16 protein-coding genes are annotated in these 17214 nt (G+C 69.7%); 8 read left to right on the top strand and 8 right to left on the bottom strand.

The window, feature by feature from the left end; translation table 11 throughout:
- Positions 1-9: 9 nt before the first annotated feature.
- The 6 genes from CYFUS_RS16540 to CYFUS_RS16515 form a co-directional block, all read right to left on the bottom strand.
- The gene (locus CYFUS_RS16540) at positions 10-1191 is read right to left on the bottom strand and encodes an acyltransferase family protein (protein WP_232537607.1); all 1182 of its coding nucleotides are present in this window, start codon (positions 1189-1191) and stop codon (positions 10-12) included.
- A gap of 153 nt (positions 1192-1344) precedes the next feature.
- Positions 1345-3669 carry a hypothetical protein gene (locus CYFUS_RS16535; RefSeq protein ID WP_095986102.1) on the bottom strand — a complete coding sequence of 775 codons (2325 nt, stop codon included), beginning with the start codon at positions 3667-3669 and terminating at the stop codon, positions 1345-1347.
- Positions 3670-3686: 17 nt separating this feature from the next.
- Complete coding sequence (locus CYFUS_RS16530; protein WP_095986101.1) at positions 3687-4217, bottom strand: hypothetical protein; 531 nt, start codon at positions 4215-4217, stop codon at positions 3687-3689.
- A gap of 119 nt (positions 4218-4336) precedes the next feature.
- Entirely contained in the window at positions 4337-4777 is a 441-nt protein-coding gene (locus tag CYFUS_RS16525; protein ID WP_095992052.1) for an OsmC family protein, read from the bottom strand.
- A 35-nt stretch (positions 4778-4812) separates the two neighbouring features.
- Entirely contained in the window at positions 4813-6024 is a 1212-nt protein-coding gene (locus CYFUS_RS16520) for a deoxyhypusine synthase family protein (RefSeq protein ID WP_095986100.1), read from the bottom strand.
- A 46-nt stretch (positions 6025-6070) separates the two neighbouring features.
- The gene (locus tag CYFUS_RS16515) at positions 6071-6352 is read right to left on the bottom strand and encodes a hypothetical protein (RefSeq protein WP_095986099.1); all 282 of its coding nucleotides are present in this window, start codon (positions 6350-6352) and stop codon (positions 6071-6073) included.
- A 91-nt stretch (positions 6353-6443) separates the two neighbouring features.
- Between CYFUS_RS16515 and CYFUS_RS16510 the strand changes: the two genes are divergently transcribed.
- Positions 6444-7280, top strand: coding sequence for a PHP domain-containing protein (locus CYFUS_RS16510; protein ID WP_095986098.1), 837 nt, complete (start codon positions 6444-6446; stop codon positions 7278-7280).
- Between the two features lie 5 nt (positions 7281-7285).
- Entirely contained in the window at positions 7286-8656 is a 1371-nt protein-coding gene (locus CYFUS_RS16505) for a cytochrome P450 (RefSeq protein ID WP_095986097.1), read from the top strand.
- 18 nt (positions 8657-8674) lie between these two features.
- Here the strand turns inward: CYFUS_RS16505 and CYFUS_RS16500 are convergent, their stop codons facing one another.
- Positions 8675-10258 carry a methyl-accepting chemotaxis protein gene (locus tag CYFUS_RS16500; protein WP_095986096.1) on the bottom strand — a complete coding sequence of 528 codons (1584 nt, stop codon included), beginning with the start codon at positions 10256-10258 and terminating at the stop codon, positions 8675-8677.
- Positions 10259-10471: 213 nt separating this feature from the next.
- Here CYFUS_RS16500 and CYFUS_RS16495 point away from each other — a divergent pair, with 213 nt between their 5' ends.
- Complete coding sequence (locus CYFUS_RS16495; protein ID WP_095986095.1) at positions 10472-10858, top strand: NADH-quinone oxidoreductase subunit A; 387 nt, start codon at positions 10472-10474, stop codon at positions 10856-10858.
- Between the two features lie 6 nt (positions 10859-10864).
- Positions 10865-11422: an NADH-quinone oxidoreductase subunit B gene (locus CYFUS_RS16490; RefSeq protein WP_095986094.1), complete on the top strand. Its 558-nt coding sequence runs from the start codon at positions 10865-10867 to the stop codon at positions 11420-11422.
- A 76-nt stretch (positions 11423-11498) separates the two neighbouring features.
- Here the strand turns inward: CYFUS_RS16490 and CYFUS_RS16485 are convergent, their stop codons facing one another.
- Complete coding sequence (locus CYFUS_RS16485; RefSeq protein ID WP_095992051.1) at positions 11499-11969, bottom strand: PaaI family thioesterase; 471 nt, start codon at positions 11967-11969, stop codon at positions 11499-11501.
- Between the two features lie 125 nt (positions 11970-12094).
- Here CYFUS_RS16485 and CYFUS_RS16480 point away from each other — a divergent pair, with 125 nt between their 5' ends.
- The 4 genes from CYFUS_RS16480 (at position 12095) to CYFUS_RS16465 (ending at position 17212) form a co-directional block, all read left to right on the top strand.
- Positions 12095-13432, top strand: a complete 1338-nt coding sequence (locus CYFUS_RS16480; RefSeq protein ID WP_332468377.1) for an adenylate/guanylate cyclase domain-containing protein — start codon at positions 12095-12097, stop codon at positions 13430-13432.
- A 71-nt stretch (positions 13433-13503) separates the two neighbouring features.
- Positions 13504-14031, top strand: coding sequence for an NADH-quinone oxidoreductase subunit C (locus CYFUS_RS16475; RefSeq protein WP_232537606.1), 528 nt, complete (start codon positions 13504-13506; stop codon positions 14029-14031).
- A gap of 38 nt (positions 14032-14069) precedes the next feature.
- Positions 14070-15335 (top strand): NADH dehydrogenase (quinone) subunit D, encoded by a 1266-nt coding sequence (nuoD, locus tag CYFUS_RS16470; RefSeq protein ID WP_095986093.1) that lies wholly within the window; start codon positions 14070-14072, stop codon positions 15333-15335.
- Entirely contained in the window at positions 15332-17212 is a 1881-nt protein-coding gene (locus CYFUS_RS16465) for a 2Fe-2S iron-sulfur cluster-binding protein (protein WP_095986092.1), read from the top strand. The genes nuoD and CYFUS_RS16465 overlap by 4 nt, the downstream gene beginning before the upstream one ends.
- The last annotated feature ends 2 nt before the right edge of the window (positions 17213-17214 follow it).

The raw sequence follows: 17214 nt of genomic DNA, 5'->3' as shown, positions 1-17214 counted from the left end.
GCCCCCCGGTCAGACGCCCGAGGACACTGCGGAGGGCTCGGGGCGCGGCTGTTCGCCACTGGACTCCGGGCCGGTCTTGCGCGAGGGAAACCCGATGCTCCAGCGGAAGAGCGGATGATCCTTGAGGAGCAGGTAGATGACCCAGGGGCCGAGCAGTCCCATCGTCCAGCCGACCACGAGGTGCACCGCCAGCGGCATGCCCGGGGACAGGTGCTCGAGCACCAGGCGCGTGCCCGACACGAAGTAGATGTGGAAGAGGTAGAAGAGCATGCTGATGGAGCCCACGGTGGCGAAGCGCCCACGCAGGGCCTTCCACACCGCGCCTCCCTCGCGCGCCCGGCTGCCCAGGAAGACCGAGAGCGAGATCAACAGGCAGAAGCCCAGCGGCCCGTTGATGACGCACACCAGCTCGTAGTCCGGTATCCCCGCGTACACGGCCACCAGCGCCGCGGCGAGCCCCAGGGACACCAGCACCTGCCGCGGCGCGGAGCGCCGTGAGAGCACCTGGCAGGCGCCCGCCAGGGCCGGCTGGATGAAGAGGCCCAGGCCGAAGAAGCGGTTCCAGTACGTCACCAGGGACACGTACTCGCCCATCACCGACGGCGTGGGACCCACCCACTCCACCAGGGCGGCGTGCATCACGATGGCGGCGCCCAGGTAGACCAGGGACGCCCAACGGCCGAGCCGCGGCGCGGCGAAGCGCCGGAAGATCCAGCTCAGCAGGGTGCACCACACCAGCACGTGCACGAACCAGAAGATGGCGTACACGGGGAACCACGCCGTGGGCACGCGCGCGAGCAGCGCCCCCCACGCCCTCACCCCGTGGGGAAGGCCCGCCGACAGCTCCTGCATGAGCAGCAGCATGGGCGCCCAGATGAGCATCGGGACGACGAGCTTATCCAGCTTCTTGCGCAGGAAGCCGATCAGCGACCGGTTCACCTTCCCGAAGGCGCTCACGGCCACGCCCGCCGCGATCAACATCACGGCCATATTGAAGCTATGGATGAAATCGTACGCGATGCGCAGGTCCGCCCGTCCCGGGATGAAGAGCTTGCGCACCCCGTGCTGGTCATCCACGCCGAGTACGTGCACGAGGACCACCAGTGCGATGCCAAAACCCCGCATGCAGAACAAATCGCCGGAGATCGACTGGCTCTCCGTCCGCTCTCCCTGCACGCCGCTCTCACCCATGGAAAACCTCGACAAGGCCGAAAGGGACGTGCCTCCAGCGTACCGCCGACACTCCGGGTCTCTACCGCCTTCCAGGCGATTCTGACCTGGATTCAAGCCCCGAACAACAGGAGTCCACTCGAGTGCAGGGTGAGCGAGCGAGCATGGGACGGTTCATCGCCGTCGCCAGTTCATCACCCGCGCGAACAACACGGTGCCAAAGACAAGCACGGTGAAGGCGGCGGTGTAGCCCAGGAAGATGAGCCAGCCGGTGGTGGCGCCCGGAATCCCCACCGAGGGGCTCATGTCTTGGAACTGCGCGCCGGAGAAGAAGCCGCAGGCGAGGCTCACCGGCAGGAAGACGAAGACGAGCAGGCCCACCATGCGATCGAACTGATCGCGCTTGTACTGGTCCAGCTCGGCTGCCTGGTCGCGCATGGACGTCACCGTCTCCTGCAGGCCGTGCAGCGAGTGCCAGGCGAGGTAGCGAGCGTTGACGTCCGGGTCCTCGCTCACGCGCGTGTGCCAGAGGGAGTTGGTGAAGAGCATCACGTCCGAGCGCACGCTGCGTGCGGGCCTCAGGCTCTGCCAGCGCGAGGTGCGGTAGCGCTGCTCCACCTCGGCCATGCGCCGGCTGATCTCGAAGGCCGAGTAGCGCTGGCCCAGGGTGAGCAGGAAGAGGAAGAAATCGCGGTCGCACGCGAGAGGCCCGCGCTCCTCCTCCTCGAGGAGGAACTCGACCCGCGCCCCGCCCGTGGACGTCAGCCAGTGCTCGGTTTCCCCGGCGGCGTCGCGCAGCACGCGCCGGCTCTCGGCGGCGGCTTCCGAGGGCAGCTTCTCCAGGGAGGGCCGCGTGCCGGAGGCGAGCGCGTGGAAGAGCCCCTGCATGGAGCGCGAGTCATCCAGCATGGACGAGCGGCCACGCGACACGCGATAGGCGCCATAGACGAGCCAGCGCTCGGGGCCGAGCGGCGCCAGCCACGGCGCGAGCGCGCGCAACGGCTCCAGCTCCCACAACGCACGGCCCTCGACGAGCTCCTCCTGCTCCAGGGCGAGCGCGTACAACGAGGTGGCCTCGGCCCGGGGCCGCTCCACCCAGACGGCGACGAGCCGGTTGGGGTAGACGGAGACGTGGACGGTGTGGGCCCCGGCGGGCTTCTCGTAGTGCAGCACGTCCGCCTCCTCCGTGGCGCCGAGGAAGGACAGGACCACGGCGGGGTGGAAGGTGGCGCCCTGGCTGGAGAGATCCCTCCGCTGGAAGCCCCGGGACACGAGCTCCGCGCCCGGCACGGGCCCACGCCACAGGAAGGGCCGGGCGAAGATGGTGTGGGCGCGCAGGACATGGACGTGGCGGCCCACGTTGAAGCGGTCCCAGAGCGTCTCCCACAGCTCGCGGCGCGACAGCCGGGTGCCCGAGTAGGGGCCGGCCACCATCGTCGCGCGGCCGGTGGGGCTCGCGTAGCCATCCGAGTACCACGGGTCCGAGTAGTCGTTGGGCTGGCGCTCGAAGCGCCGTCCGCGCTTGCGCGGGGTGCCATCCAGCAGCCGCGGCCCCTCGAGCTCGTCCAGCGTGCCCGCCAGGTCTCCCAGGGTGCCCGCGCGCTCGGGGGTGAGGGAGAAGGAGTGCCAGGGCCGGGACTGCTCGGGCCGGGCGATGTGGATGGCCATGAAGTCGAAGCCCTGGCCGTAGTGGGTGTTCTCCGTGTCGTTGCGCGCGAGCAGCCGCAGGACGGTGACGTCCTGGAAGGAGGACAGGAAGAGCGCGTCCACGCGCCGCATGGGCCCGTCCTCCGCGTCCCCCAGGGGAATGTCGAGCTGCACGCGCTGGGCGCGCGACAGCTCGGCGCGGTAGAGCAGCTCGTCCGCCTTGAGGCGCCGGGAGACGGCCGGGGGGATGCGCGCCGGGGGCAGGCGCGTGAGCTCCTCGGGCACGCGCGCCGTCTCCAGCACGGAGGCCATGAGCTCCAGCACCTCGCGCGAGGGCCGGGCCGACAGCGAGGGCCAGAGCTTCACCGCCGCGTAGAACACGGTGCCCAGCGCGCACTCGTACTCGCCCACCGTCTCGGTGTGGCCCTGCTCCCACTCGCCCACGTAGTCGGCGAGCACCTCGACGCCCTCGGGCCAGGCGCCGTGCAAGAGCCGCCAGGCGACCAGCAGCGTGGCGCACACGACGTCGAGGGTGTGCTCGTGGACGCGCAACGTGAGGGGAGGAGGCGACGCGCCGGGAGGAGCCTCCTGGAGCTGCCGGGACAGGGCATCGAGCGGCTCGGCGGAGAGGAGGACCGTGGCCGTGGTGGAGCGCACCGCGCGCCGGGTCCACTGGGGGAGCTTCCACGCCAACATGCGCGGGTGCTCGGGCAGGGCCTCGCCGCGCGAGCCCACGCTGATGAAGAGTTCACGTGCCCCGGGCTCCAGACCGGGAGGTGGTTTCTCGGTGGTCCATTCCACCTGCTCCTCGCGCAGGAGCCACTCCACGACCTGCCTCGACTTCACGTCCATGCAGCGCCTTATAGACGCTAACCCGGCTCCCGCGTGGGGGTGAGACGCAGGACCGAGCGCTCCTCGGGCTCCGAGAACGCCTCGTCCGCGGCCCGCTGGCGCAACCGCTCCAGGGCGCGCCGCTGCTGCTCGGCCCGGTGGATGTGGACCGTGAAGTCGAAGCGGCCCAGGCGGTCATCCTTGCCGGCCAGTCCCCGGAGGGTGCGCCACATGGACAGGCGCCCCTCGGTGCCCAGGCAGAGCAACTCCAGCTCCTCCAGGCGGCTCAAGGGGGAGTAGCCCGTGAGCCGTCCGTTGGGCTTGAGCCGCTCGAGCTTCTCGCCCACCCAGGCCATGCCCTGCTTGAGCGGGTCGAGCTTGAAGCCCAGCGCCCGCATCACGTTCTTCAGGGTGGCGCGGTCCGCCTGGAGCTCCTCGATCAAGGACGCGAGGTACTCCCCCACCGCGTGGTCCTCGTTCTCCGCGCGAGCCCGCTTCGCCAGCTCCAGGCCGCCCACGGAGCCCATCAGGTGATCGTTCAGATAGATGCGCAGAAGGTCCAGGTTCACGCCGCTCTCCCCGTCTTCGCCCACGTTGCGGGGGGAAGGTCGGCATGAGCGGCCTGGAGTGCAGCGCCCGCCCGGCCAGGCGGCCGGGGAGCGGGCGGAGGATCAAGCGCTCGAGCGTCCTACCGGGCGGCGTCCGGGTAGCGGAAGGACATGGGCAGCTTCACGTCCGGGTGCAGGCTGCGCGACACCGGGCAACCATGGGCCACCTCCTCCAGGCGGGTGCGGTGCGCGGCGGAGAGGCCCGCGGGCATCTCCACCTCCAGCACCAGCTCGGCGATGCGGCGCGGCGGGGGCGTCATGCGCTTCTCCACCCGGGCGCGGGCATCCCCCAGGGGGATGTTCTCGCGCGAGGCGGCCAGGGCCATGGTGGTGAGCACGCACGAGGCGAGCGCCGCGCCCACCAGGTCCGTGGGAGAGAAGGACATGCCCGTGCCGCCGTTGTCCTTGGGGGCCTCGGTGGTGATGCGCGAGCCGGACGGCCCGTGCTCCAGCTTGCAGTGGAAGCCCGGCGAGGACTCGACGGACATCGCGACGCCGGTGGGGGAAGGGGGCTGGCTCATGGTCATGGCTCCTTGGCTTGCGGGGGGAGGAACGGCTAGCGCACGTACGTCTCGTGCTCCTCCGGGTTGGGTTTGGCCTCGTCGGGGCTCCACTCGATCGTCTTGAGCAGGGACTTGTGGCGCTTCTTCACGTCCCGGTCGAGGAAGGCCACCGCCTCCTGCATCACGTCCATCAACCGGCGCGGCTTGCGCTTCATCTTCGTGTCGCTCAAGAGCGCGTGGGTGAGCCACGGGAAGACGGCGGTGACGTCGGTGTGGACGTACATCGAGCCCACCTCCACGGCCTCCATGGACACCTTGCCCCAGGTGTGGCCCTCGCCCGCCGGGCAGCTGGACAGCGCGCCGTTGTCCACCGGGTCCACGCAGAACTGCACGTCGATGTCGAAGCCGTCCGTGGGCACGCCGAGGATCTGATCCAACAGCGGCTCGCCCTGCAGCGTGTAGTTCTTGGGCACGCCGCCACCGAGGATCCAGATGGCCATCTTGTTGGAGAAGTGGTGGCGGCAGTAGTGCTGGATCGCCGACATCCAATAGACGTCGTCGTTGATGTCGATCTCGAACTTGAACTCGGCGCCCAGCAGGCGCTTGAGCTTGACGGCGTTGAGGAAGATGGAGCCGTCCTGCACGGCGCCCACGAAGATGGGCACCGCGTGCTTGTAGCAGGTGGACAGGAGCGAGGGCTGCTTCACGCCGAGCTGCTTCTCGATGGCGGCGATGTTCTTGCCGAGCAGGTAGTGGAACTCGGGCGTGGTCATCTTGCGCTGGAACTCGGGGCGGCGCAGCAGCGCGGAGAAGAGCCGGTCGGTGTCCAGCAGTGCCTCCTCCCAGAAGCCCAGATCGTAGATGCGGATGATGCGCGCCAGGCGGTACTGCAAATCCCCCGCGTTGGGGTTCACCTCGCGGATGGCGTGGCCGATGATGCGGTGGGCGTCGTGGTAGAGGTTGGCGCCGGTGGTGGTGAGCGCCGAGATGATGCCCTTCTCGATGAGCGGGATGATGCAGCTCTGGTGCAGGCCCGCCGGCGTCATCGCGCCCGACAGGGTGAGGAAGACGGAGGCGTCGACTTCCATCGAGCGGCGCATCAGCTCGAAGGCGGTGCGCTCCTGCCGTCCCACATAGGCCGAGAAGGCATGCGCGAGCAGCTCGGCGGGGGACTCCTTGCCGGTGATGGGGCGAGGGTCGGCCTTGCGTGCCCCCGAGTAGTGGGCGCGCAGATTCTTCTTCGAGTTCGAGGGGGTCTTGGCCATGGCGCGCCGATCTACCACCACCCACGCGCCGAGGGGAGGCCCGGGTTCACTTGCGCTTGCGGTCCCTGCTCTTGCCCTTGCCCTCCTCGCCCTCGGCAGGAGGCGGCGGGGCGATTCCGAGGAGCCGCTCGCGCACCTGCTCCGGGGGCAGGTGCCCGGTGTCCGCGACGACGCAGGAGACGAAGGCCAGCTCCGCCAGGGCCCTCCTCGCCCGGGCGCGCGCCGCCTCGTCGTCGGAGGACAGCAGGTCCGAGGCACTGGAGACATAGCTGCTCGCCAGGGACTCGAAGAGGTAGACGCGGTTCTCGATGGTGTCTTCCTTGGCCATGGGGGTCTCCGCTGGTGCATCCGTGACGCATCCTCCATCATCCTAGGGACGCCCCTCCCGACGGTTCAACCCGAGTGGCCTGGAGTCAGCCGTGATCGATCTGCATTCCCACACGACCGCGAGCGATGGCCAGCACTCGCCCACCGGGCTGCTGGCCCTGGCGGCGAGTGCCGGAGTGAAGGCGCTGGCGGTGACGGACCACGACACGGTGGAGGGGCTGGCGGAGGCGGCGGAGGCGGCGCGGGCGCACGGCGTGGAGCTGGTACCGGGCATCGAGCTGTCGGCGTTCGTGAACAAGCGCGAGGTGCACATCCTGGGACACTTCGTCCGGCCGGACTTCCCGGAGCTGGCCGCCTACGCGTCGCGGCTGCGGGTGGAGCGCGAGCAGCGCATGGTGCTCATGGTGGAGCGGATGCAACGGCTCGGGTTTCCCATCCGGATGGAGGAGGTGCGCGCCCTGGCGGCGGGAGCGCAGCTCGGCAGACCCCATCTGGCGCGGGTGTTGGTGGAGCGCGGGTGGTGCCTGGACGTGAAGGAGGCCTTCGACCGTTTCCTGGGGGCGGGAAAGGCGGCCTGGGTGGAGCGGTTCAAGCTGGACGGAGCGGAGGCCATCCAGCTCGTGCACCGCGCGGGGGGCACGGCCACACTGGCCCACCCCGGCAGCTCCAAGATTGAACGGTACGACATCCTACAGCTCGCGCGGGCGGGCCTGGATGGGCTGGAGGCGCTACATTCGGACCACAACCCGAGTGTGCAGCAGCGGTACGTGAAGTACGCGAAGGAGTTCGATCTGGTGCCCACGGGAGGCAGCGACTTCCACGGGGAACAGGTGACACCAGGCCGACGACCCGGAGACTCCCCCACTCCTCCCGAGAACTTCGCGAGACTGCGCGCCCGGGCCACGAGCCAGTCCCCACACGCGAGCTAGACACCATGCAAATGCAGACCCTGAGCAACATGCTGGAGCGCCTGCCGATGAAGGAGACCCACCGCCTCGGCATTCCCATCCTCCCGGGTGGGCTGCCCCTGGTGGGACACGCGCCCTTCAACCTCGGCGACACCCTCACCTTCCTGCGCGCCGCCGAGGCCAAGGTGGGCCCCATCTTCTGGATGCGCTCCTTCGGCTCCGAGATGCAGTTGGTGTGCATGGGCGAGCCCGGCTTCGAGCTGCTCAAGAACCGGGTGACCAGCAGCGAGTTCATCCGCGAGCAGGCGCCCGAGTTCATCGGCGACGCGCTCCTGTCCCAGGATGGCGCCCGCCACCGCAACCTGCGCACGCCCATGAGCGGGCCCTTCACGCCCCGGGGGCTGTCGTCCAGTGGCGCCGCCACCCTGTCCGCCGAGGTCATCGAGGCGAGCGTGGCCAGCCTGCCCGCCTCGCGCCCCTTCTCCTTGATCACCGAGACCCAGAAGTTCGCCCTCGACATCATCTTCCGCGTCATGGGCATCGACCGCTCGGAGATCCAGGAGTTCAACACGAACTACCGCGAGTTCACCCTCGGGGCGTTCCCGCTGAAGCTCGACCTGCCCTACTCGCCGCGCTGGCGCGCCCGCCGGGGGCGTGCGTGGCTGGATGCGCGCTTCTCCAGCCTCATCGCGGCGGCGCGGGGCCGTCCGGAGATGCCGGGCACGCTCTCGGCGATGCTGGCGGCGCGCGACACGGAAGGCCAGCCGCTCAAGGAGGACGATCTCATCAGCAACCTGCGGCTGCTGGCCCTGGCGGGACACGAGACGACCGCGTCGACGATGGCGTGGCTGGGCCTCGTGCTCGCCCAGCGGCCCGACCTCTGGGAGAAGCTGCGCGAGGAGGCCACGGCGGCGCCGGGCCTGCCCCGCTCGCCCGAGGAGCTCAAGCGCCACCCCTTCGCCGAGGCGCTCTTCCGGGAAGTGATCCGGCTCTACCCGCCCGTGTCGTCCACGGCGCGCGAGGCGACCGAGGACCTGACGCTGCACGGCAAGCTCGTGCCCAAGGGCACGATGATCACCGTTCCGCTGGGCACCTACGGCTACGATCCGGCCAACTTCCCCGAGCCGGAGAAGTTCGATCCCTCGCGGTGGATGGGCCGGCGCATCCCGCCCTCCTCCATCGAGACGGCGCCCTTCGGCGGTGGCCCGCACTTCTGCCTGGGCTACCACCTGGCCTGGGTGGAGGTGGTGCAGTTCGCCACGGCGTTCGCGCGCGAGCTGTCGCGCCGTGGGGTGCGGCCACAGCTGGCGCCGGGAGTCGCGCCGCCCAAGCTGCGCTACCTGCCCTTCGGCCAGCCCCCCAAGAAGGCGCTGATCGAGTTCGTGCCCGTCGTCTGAGACGGGCCCGGCGGCCGGCTACCGATCGCGTGCCACCTTGAACTTGCTGGTGAGCACGCTGAGGCTGTCGGCCACGCTCTGCAGATCCTGGGCGATGCGCGTGGTACGCCCCGTGGCGTCCACGCCCTGTTTGACCAGGTCCGCCACGTTGCGCGCGCCCTGCACGGCCTGCTCGCTGGACTGGCGCTGCTGGCGCGTGGCGATGGTGATCTGCCGCGCCGCCTCGCTCGTGCCGCGCGCCAGCTCGACGATGCGCTGGAACACGGCCGAGGCCTGCTCGGCCACCTCCACGCCACGGTCGCTCGTCGCCATGCCCACGCGCGCCTTGGTGGCCGCCTCGTTGCCCGAGTCCTGCACCTTCTCCACGATGCGCCCGATGTCGCGCGCGGACGCGGACACGCTCTCGGCGAGCTTGCGCATCTCCGCCGCCACGAGCGAGAAGCCCCGGCCCACCTCGCCCGCCTTGGTGCCCTCCAGCGCCGCGTTGAGCGCCAGCAGATCCGAGCGCTCCGCCACCTGGTTGATGACCTGGGCGATCTTCGACACCTGCTGCAGATCCTGGTTGAGGCCCACGATGGCGTCGGCCACGCCCTTGGACTCCATGCGGATGTCGTTGATGCCCGCGACCACCTGGGCCACCACCGCCATGGCCTCGGCCACCGCCTCGTGCGTGCGCCGCGCGCTGGACTCCACCACCTCGGTGGAGCTGGAGATCTGCTCCGCGGTGCGGCTCAGCTCCTCGAAGGTCGCGGCGATCTGCTGGGCGTACGCCGCCTGCTGGCTGATGACGTGCTCCTGATCCGCGGACGCGCCCGACAGGCCCCGCGAGGCGCTGGAGAGCTGCTCCAGGCGCGTGAGCAGCTCGGACACCGTGCCGCGCAGCGTGCCGAGCATCTCGTTGAAGGAGTGCGCCATCATGCGCACCTCGCCCGCCGAGGCCACGTCCACCTCGCTCTGCGACATGTCGCCCTGGGCCACCTCGCGCGCCGCCTGGGTCATGCGCGTCACCGGCTCGGCGATGGCCCGCCCGATGAAGAAGGCGATGAAGAGGCCAGTGAGCATGGCGCCCAGGTACACGAAGAAGCTGGACCAGCGCATGGCGCGCGCCTCCTGCATCACCGCGGCCGCGTTGAGGCCCACCACGTACACGTAGCCGCCGGGCAGCCCGCAGAACGCCATGGGGCCCGCCGCCAGCCGCTTCTCCGCGCAGTCCCCCTCCTTCACGGTGGAGAGGCCCTTCAAGGTCCGCGCGGACGGCAGGTTGCCCCGCTCGGCCAGCACCTCGCTCTCGGGCGTGAGCATCGCCTGGAAGGACACGGCGCCCGTCCGGCTCGTCTGCTCCACGCGATCGAAGACCCGCGACTTCACGCGCTCGAGGACGGGCGGAGGAGGGCTCATCCCACGCGCCCCGCTCTCCTCCAACAAGAAGGAGACGTCCTCCGCGGCGAGCCTGCCCACCGCGTGCGCCTGTTCCTCGAGCCGCCGCAGCCCCTGCTCACGCTGCTGCTCGGGAAAGTAGAAGCCGTTGAACACGGCCACGGCGAGGCTGGGGACCAGCACCGCGAATGCCACCTGCCAGCGTAGACTAAGCCGACCCCACATGCCCGGCGCTGCTCCTGTCTGATCGCACGACGCGTCGGGCCAGGACCCTAGGGGGCGGCGCGCGGAGCGTCAAACCCCGCCCAGGTGCCTCCTTGGCGCGCGGGGGGGAAGGCCCCGGCGGTCGCCCGGGCTTTTCGCTGTCATGTCCGGGGGTTGGCGCTCCCGGGTTTCACGTTGACACCTCTCGCGGCTGTCCCTAGGGTCCGCGAACTGATGACCCCCGCGATTGATCCGAACAATCCCCTGAGCTCCTACCTGCCGCTGGCGCTCGTGTTGCTGCTGGCGGGCGTGCTGGCGCTCGTCATCGTGAAACTGGCGGCCCTCGCGGGCCCCAAGCGGCCAAGCTCCATCAAGTCCGCCCCCTTCGAGGCCGGCTCGGCGAGCAGCGGAACGGCGCGCCAGCGCTTCGCGGTGAAGTTCTACGTGGTGGCGCTGCTGTTCATCGTGTTCGACGTCGAGGCGGTCTTCCTGTATCCCTGGGCGGTGAACTTCCAGGCGCTCGGCTGGTTCGGCTACGCGGAGATGGTGGTTTTCGCGGCGACCGTCGTGGTGGGCCTTATCTACGTCTGGAAGAAGGGCGCTCTGGAGTGGGAGCACTGAGGAACCATGGCTGAATCCGATATCGCACCCGTATTGACCACCCGCCGGGACGAAGCCATGGGCTTCATCGAGCGGATGGTGTCCAAGGGCCTGGGCTGGGCGCGCAAATACTCGCTCTTCACCTACCCGTACGCCACCGCATGCTGCGGCATGGAGTTCATGTCGGTCTCCTCCGCCCGGCACGACATCGCCCGCTTCGGCGCCGAGTTCCCCCGCTTCTCGCCGCGGCAGGCGGACATGCTGATGGTCATCGGCACCATCAACATGAAGCAGGCGCCCATCCTCAAGCGCGTGTACGAGCAGATGTGCGAGCCCAAGTGGGTCGTCGCCTTCGGCGTGTGCGCCTCGTCGGGCGGCTTCTACGACAACTACGCGGTGCTCCAGGGCATCGATCGCATCATCCCGGTGGACGTCTACATCCCCGGCTGCCCGCCGCGTCCCGAGCAGGTGCTCGACGGCCTGAAGCTCTTGCAGGACAAGATCGCCAACCAGACGCACCGCGTGGGCCACCGCGGCACCGCGCCGCACGATCTGATGGCCCAGAACTACTCGCTGACCAAGTAGCACCCCGGCGCCCGCGCCGGACGGACCCGGGCCTCGTGAACCTCCCCTCCGGAGGGTGACGGGGCCCTCGTCATGTCTACCAGCGGTGGTACGCGGGGTGGCCCGGCTTCACCGCGACGAAGGTGCCCCGGCACGTCGCGCACACCTTGCCCCCGGCGGTGAGGGTGCCCTCGACGACGACCTTGTCCCCCTCCTGGGACACGGGGCGGGCCTCGAGGCGCAGGGGCCCCAGGGGCGTGGGGCGCTTGAGCTGGATGGAGTACTCGGCGGTGACGGTACAGGGCGGCGTGTCCAGGCCCCGGTCCTTCATCAACGTGTGGGCCGCCGTCCAGTTGCAGTGACAGTCGAGCAGCGTGCCGATGATTCCGCCGCTCACCACGCCGGGGAAGGCCTGGTGGTGCTCGGCGGGGGTCCAGTCGGCGACGACCCGATCCCCCTCCACGATGCTGCGGATTCGCAGACCTTGAGAATTGGCGGGGCCGCAACCAAAGCAGGCCAGATGGGGAGCGAAGCGTTCCTGGAGGCTCTCGGGGGAGGTCGGGGACATGGCACCCACCATACGCTTCCGTTAAGAGTCATGCCGCAGGGCGGGCGGGCGTCCGCCTGAAAGATGCGCGCTGCCCGACGTCCGTGAGAGGATGCCCGCGCCATCCTCCCTACTTCCGAGGTCTCGTGGACGAATCCGGGCAGACCCACGCCCCGCTCGCCGACTCCCTGATGGAGCCGGTGGGCAGGGCGCTCGAGGCCGAACGCCAGCACAACACGGTACGACTGGCGCAGTTGCGCTGCCTCGGGGTGTCGCTCGTGCTGCTCGTCACGGTGTACCTGGGCGTGGGGCGGGGGCTGGCGGACTGGCGGGTGTACCTCGCGCCCTTCCTCGCCTACTGGCTGTGTACCGTCGCGTCACTCGCGGCGGTGGTGCGCTGGCCCCGGGTGGCGAGCTGGGCCGGGCTCTCCCTGGCGGTGGTGGATGTGCCCGCCATCTACTGGTTGCAGCACCTCGCCCTGCCCGTCTCCCCCTTCCCGGCGGGCGTGGCGGGCTTCACGCTCGGCCTCTACGCGTTCGTCATCGTCCTGTCCGCCCTGTCCATGCGCCTCGCGGTGCTCCTCTCGGTGACGGCCGTGGCGGCCCTGGCCGAGGTGCGGCTGCAGACCGAGGCCAGCGTGGGCACGGGCGCCCAGGTGGTGGCGGTGCTGGTGCTGGCGCTCACGGCGGGGGCCTCGCGCTACCTCTTCCACCGCATCCACGTGCTCGTCTCCGCGCTGACGCGCGAGGAACTCAAGCGCGCCCAGCTCGGCCGCTACTTCGCCCCCGCCGTCGCCGAGCGCTTGCAGGACCTGGCCTCCCCCGCGTCCCGGCCCGAGCTGCGCGAGGTGACGCTGCTGTTCGCGGACCTGCGCGACTTCACCGCGCTGAGCGAGCGGCTGTCGCCCGAGGCCGTGGTCACCCTGCTCAACGAGTACTACGGACACATGGTGGAGGTGGTGTTCCGCCATGGGGGCACGCTCGACAAGTTCATCGGGGACGCACTCATGGTGTACTTCGGTGCCCCCCTGCCCGAGCCCGAGCATCCCCGGCGCGCGGTGGCGTGTGCCCTGGAGATGGTGCGGGAGCTGGAGGTGGTCAACGCCCGGCGGGCGGCGCGGGGAGAGCCGGTGCTGCGCATGGGGGTGGGCCTGCACACCGGCCGGGTGGTGTTGGGCAACATCGGCTCCATGGCCCGACGTCTCGAGTACACCGCCATTGGCGACACGGTGAATCTGGCCAGTCGGATCGAGCAGCTCACCAAGCGGCACGGCACGCCGGTGCTGGTGTCCCGGGAGACGCGCGAGCAGGCGGGCGACGGCTTCCTGTGGAAGGAGCTTCCCCCCACGGCCGTGGCGGGCAAGCGCGAGCCGGTGTCCACGTTCATTCCCCTGGACCCCCGGGAAAACGCCGGGGTGGCGGCCCGCAAGCCCCGATCCGGAGAGCGCCGGCTTCTGTCTCGCGTAAGTGGCGAGGATGGCTAAGGGATTCCGTTGACGCCCCCCAAGGCGCGTCCTTATAACGCCCCGGATTCCCTAGCCAGCATCGAGGCCTCTTGAGCACCTTCGCACTCGACAGGGTCACTGCCCAGTTTCCGGAGGCGGTGGCGGAGCGCTATTTGGACCGCACGGGCGGCGCCTGGGCCGTCATCCACGCGGAGCACCTTCCCAAGGTGGCCGCCTTCCTCAAGCACGAGCTGGACTTCAAGCTCTTCGTGTCGATCGACGCGGTGGACCGGCTCCACCTGGCGGAGAACGATCCGCGCTTCGAGGTCGTCTACTTCATCAGCTCCCTGTCGCGCCGCGAGCACGTGCGCCTCAAGGTGCGGGTGAGCGAATCGCAGTTGGAGATTCCCTCGCTGGTGTCCGTGTTCAAGGGCGCCAACTGGTGGGAGCGCTTCGTGTGGGACTTCTACGGCGTGCGCTTCGCCGGACACCCGGACTTGCGCCGCGTGTTGCTCTACGAGGAGTTCCAGGGCCATCCCCTGCGCAAGGACTACGCCCTGCGCGACCGGCAGCCGCTCATTCCCGAGCGGCCCATCAAGGACATCTTCCGCGGCCCCGGTACCAGCGGCGTCTCCTGATCGCCCGCTCTTCCACCGGCCACGCCCTCGAGGACATCATGGCGGACCCCCACAAGCCCGCAGCCCATCCCCACCCCGACGTGCCCAACCCGGACACCGACGCCTATGCCCAGGAGTCGGAGCTGGAGGCGCACCTGCAGTCCAAGCCCATGTTCATCAACATGGGCCCCTCCCACCCCGCCATGCACGGCACGGTGCGCATGAAGGTGCACCTGGAGGGAGAGATCATCAAGAACGCCGACTGCGAGATCGGCTTCCTGCACCGCGGCTTCCAGAAGAGCTGCGAGAACGTCACCTGGACGCAGTGCCTGCCCTATACGGACCGGCTCAACTACGCGTCCCCGCTGATGAACAACTTCGGCTTCCTCAACGCCGTGGAGAAGCTCATCGGCCTGGAGATCCCCGAGCGCGCCCAGTACATCCGCGTCATCGGCTCGGAGCTGCACCGCATCCATGACCACCTCACGTGCGTGGCGGCGACGGGCATGGAGCTCGGAGGCTTCGCGCCCTTCCTCTTCGCCATGGAGGCGCGCGAGCTCATCATGGATCGGGTGGCCGAGCTGACGGGCGCGCGGCTGACCACCAGCTTCGGCCGCGTGGGCGGGCTCAACCGCGATCTGCCCGAGGGGTGGATCGAGCGGACCCTCAAGTCGCTGGACAAGATCCGCGAGCTGAACATCGAGGTGGAATCGCTCCTGTCGCGCAACCGCATCTTCGTGGACCGCATGAAGGGCACCGGCATCATCAGCGCCGAGGACGCCATCGACTACGGCTGGACGGGCCCGTGCCTGCGCGCCTGCGGCATCGACTACGACCTGCGCAAGACGCGGCCGTACTGGGTCTACAACCAGCTCGACTTCGACGTGCCGGTGGGTGAGCACGGCGACAACTACGACCGCTACCTCATGCGCATCGAGGAGATGAAGCAGTCGGAGCGCATCCTGCGCCAGGCGCTGGCGAAGATCCCCTCCGGGCCCATCATCGTGGACGACTGGCGCATCGCGCTGCCGCCCAAGCCCGAGGTGTACGGCACCATCGAGGGCGTCATCTCCCACTTCAAGCTGGTGATGGAGGGCATCCAGGTGCCCGCCGGCGAGGTCTTCGACGCCACCGAGTCCGCCAACGGCGAGCTCGGCTGGTACATCGTGAGCGACGGCGGCGGCCGGCCCTACAAGGTCCACGTGCGCGCGCCGGGCTTCCCCATCCTGTCCGCCGTGTCGTCCATCGTGACGGGCAACATGCTCGCGGACCTGATTCCCACGTTTGACACGATCAACATGATCGGCGGCGAGGTCGAGCAGTGAGCGACAACGACACCAAGAAGCCCACCGGCGACGCGCAGCCGCCCGTCAAGGGCGCGCCCACGGACACGCCCGCGGCGAAGATCGGCTCCGAGCCCTCCAATCCGCCCGCGGGCCCCAAGCTGGACACGCCGCCCGCCGCGCACAGCGCCCCCACCCCTCCGCCTCCGGCCGCCGCGGCGCCGCCTCCGGCGCCCAAGCCGCCCGGCCCGCCTCCGCCGAAGAACCCGGGCTTCGTCACGTGCACCATCGACGGCAAGGAAGTCATCGCCAAGCCGGGCACGAACATGATCGAGGCGGCGCGCAAGGTCGGCTCGATCATCCCCTACTTCTGCTACCACCCGCGCCTGTCCATCGCGGCCAACTGCCGCATGTGCTTCGTGGAGGCGTCCAACGCCCCCAAGATGGTGCCCGCGTGCCAGACGCCGCTCGCCGAGGGGCAGGTCATCAAGACCAACACCCCCAAGGTCAAGGAGCAGCAGCGCGCGGTGATGGAGTTCCTGCTGCTCAACCACCCGGTGGACTGCTCCATCTGTGACCAGGCCGGTGAGTGCAAGCTGCAGGACTACTACATGCGCTACGACTACCGCCCCTCGCGTCTGGAGGGGGCGAAGGTCCTGAAGAACAAGCGCAAGGTGCTCGGGCCCCGCGTGGTGATGGACCAGGAGCGCTGCATCCTGTGCAGCCGCTGCGTGCGCTTCATGAACGAGGTGGCCAAGGAGCCGCAGCTGGGCATCTTCGGCCGCGGCAGCCACGAGGTCGTCGACACGTTCCCCGGCAGCGAGCTGAGCAGCAACTACTCGCTCAACACCGTGGACATCTGCCCGGTGGGCGCGCTGCTCGGCCGCGACTACCGCTTCCGCGCCCGCACGTGGTTCCAGTCCGCCGCGCCCTCGGTGTGCACCGGGTGCTCGCGCGGCTGCAACACCTACGCGGACTTCATGGGCCAGGAGACGTACCGCTACCGCCCGCGCGAGAACGAGGCCGTCAACAAGAGCTGGATGTGCGACCACGGCCGGCTCACGTACAAGGGCCTCAACCTGGGCCGCGTGCTCAACGCCGTGGTGGGCCGCCAGCAGGGCGGCACCGCCCGTCCCGAGGTGGCGCGCAAGGAGGCCATCCAGGCCGCGGGCCGCGCGCTCGCGGACGCCAAGGGCAAGGTGGCCGTGCTCGCCTCGCCCGTGGCCTCCAACGAGGATCTGCTCGCCGCGCTCACCTTCGCCAAGACGACGCTGGGCGTGCGTGAGGTGTACGTGGGTGGCCGCCCGCAGGGCGAGGCCGACCACTACCTGCTCACGGCCGACCGCAACCCCAACCGCAAGGGCCTGGAGCTCATCGCCCAGGGCCTGGAGCTCAAGCTCCAGCCGTTCGAGGCGCTCGTGCAGGGCATCGACGGCGGCAAGGTGAAGGCGCTCTACGCCGTGGGCAGCGAGGTGCCCGGAAGCGAGGCCACCTTCGCCCAGACGGCGGCGAAGCTGGACACCTTCGTGGTGCAGGCGACGAACGAGTCGCCCCTCACCGCGCAGGCCACCGTGCTGCTGCCGGCCTCCGCGCACGTGGAGTACGACGGCTCGTTCGTGCAGGTGGACGGGCTCGTGCAGCGCTTCCGCAAGGCCTACCCCTCCAAGGGCGAGGCCGTGCCGCACGCGCAGCTCGTGGCGGAGCTCACGCGGGAGCTGGGGGGCAGCACCTCCTGGACGACCACGCGCGAGGCCTTCCGCGAGCTGGGCAAGGCCGTGCCCGAGTTCGCCTCGTTCGACTGGGACAAGGCGGCTCCGCCCGATCGGGAGAAGCCTGGCATCAATCCGCTGCCGTCCGGTGCCGACGGTCGGCCAGCGGGCTACCGTGAGTTCGGCGCTCCCAGGGTTCGAGGTCTCTGACA

The organism is Cystobacter fuscus, assembly GCF_002305875.1.
Classification (GTDB): Bacteria; Myxococcota; Myxococcia; order Myxococcales; family Myxococcaceae; genus Cystobacter; species Cystobacter fuscus_A.
This window is presented reverse-complemented; position numbering and strand designations above follow the sequence as displayed.